We start from the raw sequence: 12,521 nt of genomic DNA on the forward strand, positions 1-12,521 counted from the left end.
TAACGCTCTGATCGCGCTGGGCTAGGAGCGCGATGGCGCGCATTTTCAGCGAAAGGGGTTTCCTGGCCTTTTCGACAACCATGAATGCCTGCCGCCGTGGATCAAGCCAAATCCAAGCTGAGGCCCGCGCGCAGATCAGGCCCCAGCTTCTGAAGGCCGGGCAACTGCCCATCGACGCGCCAGGACGGAGCCGGTGCCTGGTCGCTCCAGTATTCATCGAGGCTCTGTATCAGGCCTTGCTTGAACTGGAAAAAGCTGTTGGCGTAGAAGACTTGCCCCGCTTGCTCCACACGCACGAGGCTGTGTACGCGGCCAGCGCCCAGCGGGTTGAGTTCAAGCACATAGAGCGTCCACCCTTCCGGATAGATCGCATTGACATGCACGATCGCCGCGGCACCCTGGAAGCGCTCGGCCGTGGCCCACCAGTTGCAATAGGCTTCGGGGTGCAGCAAGGCCTGAGCTTCACTCCACCGGCGCGCTTGGTAGAGCGCCCAGAAGCGCCGCACCAGGGCTGCCTCAGCGGCTTCGGGGTCGCTCAAGCTTTGCAATGGACCGCCCTGGCTCACTCGTCAGCGGCTGCGGTGTTGAGCAGCGCGACGCCCAGCGATTCGCGGATCTTGTTCTCGATCTCGTGGGCAATGTCGGGGTTCTCACGCAGGAACTCGCGCGCATTGTCTTTGCCCTGGCCGATCTTCTCGCCTTGGTAGGCATACCAGGAGCCCGACTTTTCCACCACCTTGGCCACCACGCCCATATCGATGATTTCGCCTTCGCGGCTGATGCCTTCGCCGTAGAGGATGTCGAACTCGGCTGTCTTGAAGGGAGGCGACACCTTGTTCTTGACGACCTTGACCTTGGTCTCGGAGCCGATCACTTCTTCGCCCTTCTTGATCGATCCGATGCGGCGGATGTCCAGACGCACCGAGGCGTAGAACTTCAGCGCGTTGCCGCCGGTGGTGGTTTCCGGGCTGCCGAACATCACGCCGATCTTCATGCGGATCTGGTTGATGAAGATGACCGTGCAGTTGGTCTTCTTGATGGTGGCAGTCAGCTTGCGCAGCGCCTGGCTCATCAGGCGGGCTTGCAGGCCGGGCAGGGAATCGCCCATCTCGCCTTCCAGCTCGGCCTTGGGTGTCAGTGCTGCAACCGAGTCGATGACGATCAGGTCCACCGAGCCCGAGCGCACCAGCGCATCGACGATCTCCAGCGCCTGTTCGCCGGTATCGGGCTGGCTGATCAGCAGCTCTTGCAGGTTGACGCCCAGCTTCTGCGCGTACTGGATGTCCAGCGCGTGCTCGGCGTCGATGAAGGCGGCCGTGCCCCCAAGCTTCTGCATCTCGGCAATGACCTGCAGCGTCAGCGTGGTCTTGCCCGACGATTCCGGGCCGTAGATTTCGACCACGCGGCCGCGGGGCAGGCCGCCAACGCCCAGCGCGATGTCCAGCCCCAGAGAGCCGGTCGACACCACCTGGATGTCCTCAATGACTTCGCCTTCGCCCAGGCGCATGATGGAGCCCTTGCCGAATTGCTTTTCGATCTGGGCAAGCGCGGCTTGCAGGGCCTTGGCCTTCTCGGCAGCGGCGGCGGTATTGGCTTTGACGGGGGCGTCCATAGATTCTCCTCAGTAGGCTGCGCGCATTATGGCGTGCAATCTGTATATCTGTACAGTAGTTCAGGGCCGCACTCCTGCCAAGTTCTGTCAGCAGTGCGGCGCTCCCTAGAATCAAGGAAGAACAGCCAGAGGCGGAGTCCTCGACGGAGACAGCGAATGCGAATACTGATTGCGGAAGACGACCAGGTGCTGGCCGATGGGCTGCTCCGTTCCTTGCGTGCCTCGGGCTATGCGGTGGATCAGGTCAGTAGCGGCAGTGAGGCCGATGCGGCGCTCGCCTCACACGAATTCGATCTCGTGATCCTGGATTTGGGCCTGCCTCGCCTGCACGGTCTTGAAGTGCTGCGCAAGCTGCGCACACGGGGCTCGGCCACACCGGTCCTGATCTTGACGGCAGCTGACAGTGTCGAGCAGCGCGTCAAGGGCCTGGACCTGGGCGCGGACGATTTCATGGCCAAGCCCTTCTCGCTGCAGGAGCTGGAAGCGCGGGTGCGCGCGCTGACGCGCCGCGGCCTGGGCACGGCGTCCAGCATCATCAAGCACGGCCCGCTGTCCTTCGATGCCACGGGCCGCGTGGCCTATATCAATGACCAGATGATCGAGCTATCCGCGCGCGAGTTGTCCTTGCTGGAGGTGCTGCTGCAGCGCGCCGGGCGCCTTGTCAGCAAGGACCAGTTGGTGGAGCGTCTTTGTGAGTGGGGCGAAGAGGTCAGCAACAACGCCATCGAGGTCTACATCCACCGCCTGCGCAAGAAGATCGAGCAAGGCCCGATCCGCATCGCGACGGTGCGCGGCCTGGGCTACTGCCTCGAGAAGGTGCCGGGCTGAGGCGCCGGGGCTTTGTTGCTGATGCTTACCGGCTTGGCGCCCATCCATGGCCGTCAATAGCGAACAGCGCTCGCTGTTCGGCGAGATCCTCGACTGGCTGCTGGCGCCCCTGCTGGTGATCTGGCCCGTCAGCGTGGCGCTGACTTGGCTGGTGGCACAAGGCATCGCGGCGCGGCCCTACGACCGCGAGCTCGGCGAGATGGCGCGCAATCTGGGTCTGCAGGTCGCAGCGGTCAAGGCTGAGAACGGCAAGCGCTCGCGCTACGCGCTGGCGCCAGAGGCGGCGGCGCTGCTGCGCGCCGATGCGAATGACACCGTCTATTACCAGGTGCTGGGCCTGCGTGGTGAGCTGCTCAATGGCGACTCGCAGCTGCCGGTGCCCGAACTCGAGCCTGGTCAGACCATCGTGCCCTGGGCGGTCCAGTTCCGCGATGAAGAAGTAGCCGGCGAGCCGGTTCGGGTGGCCTATCTGTGGGTGGCACCGGAGGGCATGGCCGGCAGCACCCAGATGATGTTCGTGCAGGTGGCCGAGACCTTGGGCAAGCGCGCGCACCTGACCAACGACATCATCAAGGGCGTGATCCTGCCTCAGTTCGTGATCCTGCCCTTGGCGGTGTTGCTGGTGTGGATGGCGCTGGCGCGCGGCATCGCCCCGCTCAACGACCTGCAGCGCCGCATCCGCTCACGCGAGAGCTCGGACCTGAGCCCGATCGACGAGCGCCGCATCCCTGACGAAGTCGCACCGCTGGTGCGCGCCATCAATGACCTGCTGCAGCGCCTGGATCAATCGCTCAGCGCGCAGAAGCACTTCCTGGCGGACGCCGCGCACCAGCTGAAGACGCCGCTGGCCGGCTTGCGCACGCAGGCCGAGTTTGCGCAGCGCGAGATCGATGAAGGTCGCAGTTCGCCGGCCGAGCTCAAGCGCTCGCTGCAGCACATCTCGCTGTCCAGCCAGCGCGCGGCCCATATGGTGAATCAGCTGCTGGCGATGGCGCGCGCTGAAGACCAGGAGCATGCGATGCGGCGCAGCGAGGTCAATCTCTCCGAGCTGGCGATCGAGACGGTGCGCGACTTCGTGCCGCGTGCCATGGACAAGCGCATCGACCTGGGCTTCGAGGGCCCCGATGAATCCGGCTCGACTCTGCGTATCAACGGCCAGCCGCTGCTGATTCGCGAGCTGATCCGCAATCTGGTCGACAACGCGCTGCTCTACACGCCGGAGCACGGCACGGTGACGGTGCGCGTGGTCGAAGACCCCTTCGGCCAGGTCTCGGTGTTGCAGGTCGAGGACTCTGGCCCCGGCATTCCGGAGAGTGAGCGCGACAAAGTCTTCCAGCCCTTCTACCGCGCCCTGGGCACCAATGTCGATGGCTCGGGCCTGGGCCTAGCCATCGTGCGCGAGATCGTTCAGCAGCATGGCGCCGAGCTGACGCTGGACGAAACCCGCAGCCGCCGCGAGGCGCCCGAAGGCCAGGGGCCGGGCGCGCGCTTTACGGTGCGCTTCGCCGCGCATCCGCTGCAGAAGGGCTGAGGGCTATTTGGCGAACGAGCGCCGGCTCTTGGCGATCGCCAGCAGGATGCCCAGGCTCAGGCCCAGCATCACCATCGCGGTGCCGCCGTAGCTGATGAAGGGCAGCGGCACGCCCACCACGGGCAGGATGCCGCTGACCATGCCCATATTGACGAACACATAGGTGAAGAAGCTCAGCGTGATGGCGCCGGCCATCAAACGGCCGAACAGGCTGGGCGCCTGAGCTGCGATCCACAGCCCGCGCATGATCAGCGCGGTGAAGCCGGTCAGAAGCGCCAAGGCGCCGAGCAGGCCGAACTCCTCGCCATAGGCCGCGAAGATGAAGTCGGTGGTGCGCTCGGGGATGAACTCCAAATGCGTCTGGGTGCCCTTCATGAAGCCCTTGCCGGTGATGCCGCCGGAACCGATCGCGATCTCGCCCTGGATGATGTGGAAGCCTTTGCCCAGCGGGTCCTTGTGCGGGTCCAGTAGCGTGCAGACGCGGTTCTTCTGGTACTCGCGCAGCACCGGCCACTCGAGCTCGGGCTGGCAGATCCGCTCCTCGCTCACCACCAGCGCCGCGATGCCCAGCAGCGCCACGCTCATCGCCGGCACGATCAGGCGCCAGCTTAGGCCGGCGAAGTAGATGACGTACAGGCCCGCCGCCAGGATCAGCAGCGAGGTGCCCAGATCGGGCTGCTTGGCCACCAGGACGACCGGCACCGCCAGGATCAAGGCGGCCACGCCGAAATCCAGCGGGCGCAGCTGCCCTTCACGCTTCTGGAACCACCAGGCCAGCATCAGCGGCACCGCGATCTTCAGCAACTCGGAGGGCTGGATCACTATGCCCACATTGAGCCAGCGCGTGGCCCCCTTCTTGGTGATGCCGAACAGCGCGGTGGCGATCAGCAGCGCCACGCCCACGGTGTACAGCGGCACCGCCAGACTCATCAGGCGCTGCGGCGGCGTCTGTGCCACCACCAGCATGATGATGCAGGCCAGCACCATATTGCGGGCGTGGTCCACGAAACGCGTGCCATGGTCGAAACCGACCGAGTACATGCTCAGCAAGCCGAGCGCGGCCAGACCCAGGATGATCGCCAGCAGCGGGCCATCGAAGCCCTCCAGCCAGGGGCGCAGACGCTGGCGCAGTGGCGCCTTGCTGATCACGGCGTTCATCGGCTGGCTCCTTGTGCCGGCGAAACGGATGCGGCCTGTGCCGGCGCTGGTGCCGATGCGACGGGCTTGGGCGGCCTGATTGGGGCGGGGCTGCTTGCGGGCTTCGGCACGGCACTGGCCGCACCGGATCCATCGGACGCGCTGGCCGCCCGCTGGCCCGGCAAGGGCAGCTCAAGTGCCACGCGAGGCTTGCCCACCGGCGCCGAGCTCTTGCCCTGCTGGGTCAGCAGAATGTCTTCTTCGCTCGGGTACTGGCCGGCCAGCAGATAGTCGAACACACGCCGCGCAATCGGCGCTGCCGAGGTCGAACCCCAGCCGGCGTTCTCGACGATCACGGCCAGCGCGACGGACGGCGCCTCGGCCGGTGCGAAGGCGACATACAGCGAGTGGTCGCGTTTGCGCTCGTCAGCCTTGACGTCCTTGTACTTCTCGCCGGCCCGCAGGCCGACCGCCTGCGCGGTGCCGGTCTTGCCGCCGCTGGTGTAGGGCGCACCCATGAAGACGGCGCGCGAGGTGCCCTCGGTCGTCACGCCATGCATCGCGCTAAGGATCACCTGCACATCGGCGGGCTTGAGCGGCAGTGGCTGCAGCGCGTCGCTGGCCACGCGGCGACGCTCATGCTTGACCACGTCCTCGATCTCGCGCACCAAGCGCGGCTTGAATCGCTGTCCGCCGCTGGCCACTGTTGCATAGGCATTGGCCAGCTGCAGCATCGTGAAGCTGTTGTAGCCCTGGCCGATGCCCAGCGAGATGGTCTCGCCGGCGAACCATTTCTGGTTCGCCGGACTCTTGGCGAAGTAGCGCCGCTTCCAATCCTGCGAGGGCAGAACGCCGGTGACCTCGCCCAGCAGATCGATTTCGGTGCGGCGGCCCAGGCCGAAAGGCTCGAGCTCGTCATGGATCAGGTCCACGCCCATCTCGTTGGCCAGGCTGTAGAAATACACGTTCGACGAGCCGACGATGGCCAGCCGCATGTCCTTGGGGCCGGGCCTGTCGGTCTCCGGGCTGCCGAAATTGCGGCCGCCGAAGCTGTAGATCAGGTTGTCCATCACGATCGTGCCCGGCGCGCGCTTGCCGCTGTTGAGCGCGGCCATTGCCATCAAGGGCTTGTAGGTCGATCCCGGCGGGTAGGTACCGCGCAGAGCCCGGTTCAGCAGCGGCTTGTCGAGGTCCTCGTTGAGCTCCCGCCAGCTGTCCACATCGATGCCGTCGACAAAGAGATTGGGGTCGAAGGTCGGCTTCGAGACGAAGGCCAGCACCTCGCCGTTGCGCGGATCGATGGCCACCAGTGCGCCGCGGCGGTCTTTGTAGAGCTCTTCCACCAGCGCCTGCAGCCGGATGTCGATCGACAGCACCAGCGTGTTGCCCGGCGTCGGCGGGCGGTGTGCCAGCCGACGCACGGCGCGGCCGGCAGCGCTGGTCTCGACCTGTTCGAAGCCCGTGATGCCGTGCAGCTCGCGTTCATAGGCCTGCTCCAGGCCCAGCTTGCCGATGTACTCGGTGCCGCGGTAGTTGGCCAGCTCTTCTTCGCTCCAGTCCTCCATGGCCTTCTTCTCGGCCACATTGATGCGGCCGATGTAGCCGATCAGGTGGCTGCCCACCTCGCCCAGCGGGTAGCTGCGGAACAGCCGGGCCTTGATCTCCACGCCAGGAAAACGGTAGCGCTGCGCAGTGAAGCGCGCCACCTCCACATCGCTGAGCTTGGTGCGGATGGGCAGCGACTCGAAGTGCTTGCTCTCATCCAGCAGGCGCTTGAAACGGCGGCGGTCGCGCGGCTGGATCTCGACCACCTCGGCCAGGCTGTTGATGGTGCTCTCCAGGTCCTTGACGCGGCTGGGCTGGATTTCCAGCGTGTAGGCTGAGTAGTTGCTGGCCAGCACGATGCCGTTGCGGTCCTTGATCAGGCCGCGGTTGGGCACGATGGGCACCACCGCCACGCGGTTGCTCTCGGCCTGCTCCAGGAGTTCCTCATGCTTGGTGACCTGCAGATAGAGCAGTCGTGCGACAAGCAGGCCGAAGCAGAACAGGACGAAGCCCGCGGCCACCACCGCCCGCAGGCGAAAGCGCGAGGCTTCGCGCTCAACGTTGTTCAGCACGGTCATGGCTGGGCGGTCACCGGCAATTCACAGCGGACGATGCGCGTCGGGATCGGGCGCGCGGCGCTGGGGGGCCAGCAGCAGCACGCTGGCCAGCGGCCACAGGGCGGCCTCCAACAGCGGCGCCAGCAGCAGCCACCAGCTGGGCCACATGCCGCCCACCGCCATGCGCACCAGCAGCGAGACGGCGTGGGCCAGGACGAACAGCGGCAGCACATGCAGGGCCTGTTCAAGCGGGCCGAACCAGGGCAGGCGGCGATGCAGGCTCACCGCACCGAAGCTCAGGATGCTGTAGGCCAGCGCATGCTGGCCCAGCAGGGCGCCATGGTGCACATCCACCAGCAGGCCGAACACAAAGGCCCAGCCCACGCCGACGCGGCGTGGCTGGTGCACGTTCCAGAACACCAGGATGAGCGCCAGGACGTCGGGCATGGCCGGTTGCCGGCCCATCGGCACCATGTCGGCGGCTAGGCCAAGCAGCAGCGTGAAGGCGATGAAGAAGGGGTTGGCGGGCAGCAGCAGCTGACCCGTGCCGCGCGGCATGATCATCGAGTGCGCCCCTTTCCGATCGGTGCCGAGGCGGCCGCCGCGGCAGCTTCTGCGCGCACTGGCAAGAGCTCCTGCTGCGGCAGCAGCACCAGCACATGGCGCGCGGTTTCGGCGCGGGCCACCGGCGTCAGCGCCACGCGGGCGAAGCTGCTGTCGCCGCGCCGTTCGACATGGCTGACGCGCGCCACCGGCAATCCGGGCGGATAGAGGCCATCCAACCCCGAAGTGGTCAGCAGATCGCCCTCGCGCACATCGGCATTGGCGGCCATGAAGCGCAGCTCCATGCCGCTGCCATCGCCCAGTCCGAAGGCCACGCCGCGCTCCTGGCTGCGGGTGTTCAGCACCGGGATGGCGGCGTCCTTGTCGGCCAGCAGCGTCACCTCGGACGACAGCGTGTAGACCCGCGTCACCTGGCCCAGCACGCCGGCATCGTTGATCACCGGCGCGCCCGGCGGCATGCCCTGGGCGCTGCCGCGGTCGACGACGACGCGGCGCGAATAAGGATCGGTGGCTTCGTACAGCACTTCGGCGGCGAGCGACTTGACCGTCAACGCCGGGCGCAGGCCCAGCAGTGCGCGCAGGCTGGCATTCTCGGCCTGCAGCTGCTCGGTGCGGCCCAGCTTCTCGGCCTGCAGCACCAGCTGGCGCCGCGCCTGATCCTCGGCGGCCATCGCACTTTCGGTGCCACGCAGATAGTCCTGCAGCCGCTCCCAGCCGTCCACCGGGCTGAGCAGCAGACGCTGGACCGGGTGCAGCACCAGGGCCAGACCGGCGCGCGCCGGCTCAGCCAGCTTGAAGCGGGCATCGGCCACCATCATCAGCACCGCGGCTGCTGCACACAGCAGCAGCTTGGTCAGCGCCGAGGTGCCCTGGCGGAAGAAGGGAGGGGGGCTGCGATCAAGGGTGCCGAGTGGCATGGCGAAAGGCGTGATCGCGTTGCACAGTCTATTGGCCGTAGCGAGCGGGCGTCAGGCTAGGCGGACGGCGCACAGCAACCGGAACGTACTTCCTGTACGTGAGGATTGCGAGCACCGCCCAACGACGCATGAGGTCCGCGCGGTAGGCCACTCTTACTCGGAAGTGAAGATGGAGCCGAGGCGCTCCATGCGCTCCAGCGCCATGCCACAACCCCGCACCACACAGGTCAGCGGATCTTCGGCCACCAGCACCGGCAGGCCGGTCTCCTCGGCCAGCAGGCGGTCCAGGTCGCGCAACAGCGCGCCACCGCCGGTCAGCATCATGCCGCGCTCGGCGATGTCGGCGCCGAGTTCGGGCGGGGTCTGCTCCAGCGCGTTCTTCACCGCGGAAACGATCTGGTTCAGCGGGTCGGTCAGCGCTTCTAGGATCTCGTTGCTGGAGATCGTGAAGCTGCGTGGCACGCCTTCGGAAAGGTTGCGACCCTTGACTTCCATCTCGCGCACCTCGGAGCCCGGGAAGGCGCTACCGATGTTCTTCTTGATCGCCTCGGCGGTGGGCTCGCCGATCAACATGCCGTAGTTGCGGCGGATGTAGTTGATGATGGCCTCGTCGAACTTGTCGCCGCCGACGCGGACGCTGCCCTTGTAGACCATGCCGCCCAGCGAGATCACGCCGACCTCGGTGGTGCCGCCGCCGATGTCTACCACCATCGAACCGGAGGCTTCCGACACCGGCAGACCGGCGCCGATCGCTGCGGCCATCGGCTCCTCGATCAGGTAGACCTCGCTGGCGCCGGCGCCCAGCGCCGATTCGCGGATGGCGCGGCGCTCGACCTGGGTCGAGCCGCAGGGCACGCAGATGATGATGCGCGGGCTCGGCTTCAGCATCTTGGTGTCGTGCACCATCTTGATGAACTGCTTGAGCATCTGCTCGGTGACGGTGAAGTCGGCAATCACGCCGTCCTTCATCGGGCGAATCGCCTCGATATTGCCCGGCACCTTGCCCAGCATGGCCTTGGCCTCACGGCCGACGGCCTGGATGGTCTTCTTGCCGTTCGGGCCGCCTTCGTGGCGGATCGCGACGACCGAGGGCTCGTCGAGCACGATGCCCTTGCCGCGAACGTAGATCAGGGTGTTGGCGGTGCCGAGGTCGATGGCGAGATCGGTCGAGAAATAGCGGCGCAGGGAGGCGAACATGGTCTTGTCAGGGAAGCCAGAGCCCGGTTTTTAAACCTGGGTGCCACAGAGAAGCGGCGGGTTCTGGCTGGGGCTGTCGGTCGAAAAAACAGTGCAGCCCTGGGGGGCTGCACTGCGGTATGGGGCCATGGGCCGCGGCGCCGGGCCCGAACTGCCGGATCGCCTATGCGCCGCTTGTCATGGAGATAAGGGGAGATAATAACCGAACCCCCCATGAATGAACCTGCGGCAAGCCCTTGCCGGGCCTAGTTTTTTGCCCCCTGTTGAACCCTGAGGAACTGCACTTCCCATGGCCCTGACCCCCCAAGACGTGAGTCGCATCGCCCACCTGGCGCGCCTGGAGCTTTCTGAGGCTGAGCGGGGCGCCCTGCTCGGCCAGTTGAACGGCTTTTTTTCCATCGTCGAGCAGATGAGCGCGGTGGATACGGCCGGCGTTGAGCCGCTGTACACGCCGCTGTCGGCGGTGCAGGACGTCCAGCTGCGCCTGCGCGAGGACCGTGTCACCGAGACCAACCAGCGCGAGCTCAACCAGCGCAGCGCCCCGGCCGTCGAGGACGGCCTGTTCCTTGTTCCCAAGGTCATTGAGTGATGGTGTCCCCGATGAAGCCTTTGCATGAAATGGGCGTGGCCGAGCTGGGCCGCGCGCTGGCCGCCAAGAGCGTCTCCAGCACCGAACTGAGCCAACATCTGCTTGCGCGTGTTACCGCGGCGCAAGCGCTGGGCGCCTTCCTGCATGTCGATGCCGAGACCGCCCTGGCTGCCGCCGCAGCGGCGGATGCCCGCCGCGCCGCCGGCGAGACCGGCGCCCTGCTGGGCGTGCCGCTGGCGCACAAGGACATCTTCGTCACCGCCGACATGCCCACCACGGCCGGCTCCAAGATCCTGGCCGGCTACCGCAGCCCCTTCGACGCCACCGTGGTGGCGCGGCTGAACGCCGCCGGCACGGTGTCCTTGGGCAAGCTCAACTGCGACGAGTTCGCGATGGGTTCGGCCAACGAAAATAGCGCCTACGGCCCGGCCCACAATCCCTGGGACCTCAGCCGTGTGCCCGGCGGCTCCTCGGGCGGCAGCGCCACCGCCGTGGCCGCGCGCTTGGTGCCCGCCGCCACCGGCACCGATACCGGCGGATCGATTCGCCAGCCCGCCAGCTTCACCGGCATCACCGGCATCAAGCCGACCTACGGCGTCTGCTCGCGCTACGGCATGATCGCCTTCGCCTCCAGCCTCGACCAGGCCGGCCCGATGGCGCGCAGCGCCGAAGACTGCGCGCTGCTGCTGTCTGCGATGAGCGGCTTCGACGAGCGCGACGCCACCAGCGTGCAGCAGCCGGCGCAGGATTTCCATGCGCAGATGCTGGCCGCACGCGAAGGCGCCACCGCGGCCCAGCCGCTCAAGGGCTTGCGCATCGGCCTGCCCAAGGAGTTCTTCCCTGCCGCGCTGTCCGCCGATGTGAACGGCGCGGTGCGCCAAGGCCTTGCCGAGCTGGAGAAGCTGGGCGCCACGCTGGTGGATGTGAGCCTGCCGCGCACCGAGCTGGCCATCCCCGTCTACTACATCATCGCGCCGGCCGAGGCCAGCTCGAATCTCTCGCGCTTCGATGGCGTCAAGTTCGGCCACCGCGCGAGCGCTTTTGACGACCTGCTGGACATGTACAAGAAGACCCGCGCGGAGGGCTTCGGGCCTGAGGTCAAGCGCCGCATCATGATCGGCAGCTATGTGCTCTCGCACGGTTACTACGACGCCTACTACCTGCAGGCGCAGAAGCTGCGCCGCATGATCGCCGACGACTTCCAGCAGGCCTTCACACAGTGCGATCTGATCGCCGGCCCGGTGGCGCCAACGGTGGCCTGGAAGGCGGGCGAAGGGGCTGACGATCCGGTCAAGGCCTATCTCGCCGACATCTTCACGCTGCCTGGCTCGCTGGCCGGCCTGCCCGGCATGAGCGTGCCGGTGGGCTTCGGCGAAGGCGGCATGCCCGTGGGCCTGCAGCTGATCGGCAACTATTTCAAGGAAGGCCAGCTGCTGCACGCCGCGCATGCGCTGCAGCAACACAGCGACTGGCACAGCCAAGCGCCGAGCCTATGAAGCGACGTGGCCTGCTGTGCGCTGCCGTTGGCGCCGCCACCGGCCTGCCCTCGCTGCAGGCCTGGGCGCAGCCGGCTGTTGTGCCAAAGCCTGATGCCACGCCGCTGGTGTTGGAGAACACCGTCGCCCATCTGCTGACCGCGCGTGAGAGTGCTCGCGTCTACCCGATCTGGGTCGACCTGCCTCGCTCTTACGGCGAGCCGGAGTCTGCCCGGCGCCGCTATCCGGTTGTCGTGGCCGCCGACGCTCCCTGGAGCCATGCCTATTTGCGCACCATCCGCAACTTCGTGGGCCGGCGTGGCCAGAATATCGAGGACTTCATCTTGGTTGGCTTGGCACCGGAGCAAGGTCTCAGCCACCTCGACTACCGCGCGCGCGACTACACGCCCAGCGATCCCCACCGTCGCCCGGGAAAGGGCGGCCAGCACTATCGCTGCGACGCCCGGCGCCAGGTTTTCATCGGTCACTCCTACGGTTCGCTGCTGGGGCTGCATGTGATGCTCAGCCAGCCCGAGCTGTTCGGCCACTACATCCTGGGCAGCCCCAGC

Annotated in this window: 12 protein-coding genes; 5 read left to right on the top strand and 7 right to left on the bottom strand. The window is 66.6% G+C overall.

Annotated features, from left to right (window positions below):
• Positions 1–101 precede the first annotated feature (101 nt).
• The gene (locus ACIQ67_RS16430) at positions 102–539 is read right to left on the bottom strand and encodes a hypothetical protein (protein WP_397535454.1); all 438 of its coding nucleotides are present in this window, start codon (positions 537–539) and stop codon (positions 102–104) included.
• 23 nt (positions 540–562) lie between these two features.
• Positions 563–1,612 carry a recombinase RecA gene (recA, locus tag ACIQ67_RS16435; protein ID WP_397535455.1) on the bottom strand — a complete coding sequence of 350 codons (1,050 nt, stop codon included), beginning with the start codon at positions 1,610–1,612 and terminating at the stop codon, positions 563–565.
• A gap of 156 nt (positions 1,613–1,768) precedes the next feature.
• On the opposite strand from recA, the gene ACIQ67_RS16440 reads away from it, so the two are divergent.
• A complete protein-coding gene (locus ACIQ67_RS16440) occupies positions 1,769–2,440 on the top strand; it encodes a response regulator (protein WP_397535456.1) in 672 nt (223 codons plus the stop codon).
• A gap of 46 nt (positions 2,441–2,486) precedes the next feature.
• Positions 2,487–3,971 carry a sensor histidine kinase gene (locus tag ACIQ67_RS16445; RefSeq protein WP_397535457.1) on the top strand — a complete coding sequence of 495 codons (1,485 nt, stop codon included), beginning with the start codon at positions 2,487–2,489 and terminating at the stop codon, positions 3,969–3,971.
• Between the two features lie 3 nt (positions 3,972–3,974).
• On the opposite strand, the gene rodA is transcribed toward ACIQ67_RS16445, so the two are convergent.
• The 5 genes from rodA to ACIQ67_RS16470 all read right to left on the bottom strand — a co-directional run bounded on the left by rodA (position 3,975) and on the right by ACIQ67_RS16470 (position 9,888).
• Positions 3,975–5,129, bottom strand: coding sequence for a rod shape-determining protein RodA (gene rodA / locus ACIQ67_RS16450; RefSeq protein WP_397535458.1), 1,155 nt, complete (start codon positions 5,127–5,129; stop codon positions 3,975–3,977).
• Positions 5,126–7,231 (bottom strand): penicillin-binding protein 2, encoded by a 2,106-nt coding sequence (gene mrdA / locus ACIQ67_RS16455; protein ID WP_397535459.1) that lies wholly within the window; start codon positions 7,229–7,231, stop codon positions 5,126–5,128. The genes rodA and mrdA overlap by 4 nt, the downstream gene beginning before the upstream one ends.
• Positions 7,232–7,252: 21 nt before the next feature.
• Complete coding sequence (mreD, locus tag ACIQ67_RS16460; protein ID WP_397535460.1) at positions 7,253–7,774, bottom strand: rod shape-determining protein MreD; 522 nt, start codon at positions 7,772–7,774, stop codon at positions 7,253–7,255.
• Complete coding sequence (gene mreC / locus ACIQ67_RS16465) at positions 7,771–8,691, bottom strand: rod shape-determining protein MreC (RefSeq protein ID WP_397535461.1); 921 nt, start codon at positions 8,689–8,691, stop codon at positions 7,771–7,773. Before mreC ends, mreD begins: the two co-directional genes overlap by 4 nt.
• A 153-nt stretch (positions 8,692–8,844) precedes the next feature.
• A complete protein-coding gene (locus tag ACIQ67_RS16470; RefSeq protein ID WP_397535462.1) occupies positions 8,845–9,888 on the bottom strand; it encodes a rod shape-determining protein in 1,044 nt (347 codons plus the stop codon).
• Between the two features lie 289 nt (positions 9,889–10,177).
• Between ACIQ67_RS16470 and gatC the strand changes: the two genes are divergently transcribed.
• The 3 genes from gatC to ACIQ67_RS16485 form a co-directional block, all read left to right on the top strand.
• Entirely contained in the window at positions 10,178–10,477 is a 300-nt protein-coding gene (gene gatC / locus ACIQ67_RS16475) for an Asp-tRNA(Asn)/Glu-tRNA(Gln) amidotransferase subunit GatC (RefSeq protein WP_397535463.1), read from the top strand.
• 11 nt (positions 10,478–10,488) lie between these two features.
• Positions 10,489–11,973: an Asp-tRNA(Asn)/Glu-tRNA(Gln) amidotransferase subunit GatA gene (gene gatA, locus ACIQ67_RS16480; protein WP_397535464.1), complete on the top strand. Its 1,485-nt coding sequence runs from the start codon at positions 10,489–10,491 to the stop codon at positions 11,971–11,973.
• Positions 11,970–12,521, top strand: a 552-nt coding sequence (locus tag ACIQ67_RS16485; RefSeq protein WP_397535465.1) for an alpha/beta hydrolase, incomplete at its 3' end; no start/stop codon positions are given. The genes gatA and ACIQ67_RS16485, both read left to right, overlap by 4 nt.

The organism is Roseateles sp., assembly GCF_044373315.1.
Classification (GTDB): domain Bacteria; phylum Pseudomonadota; class Gammaproteobacteria; order Burkholderiales; family Burkholderiaceae_C; genus JACDQM01.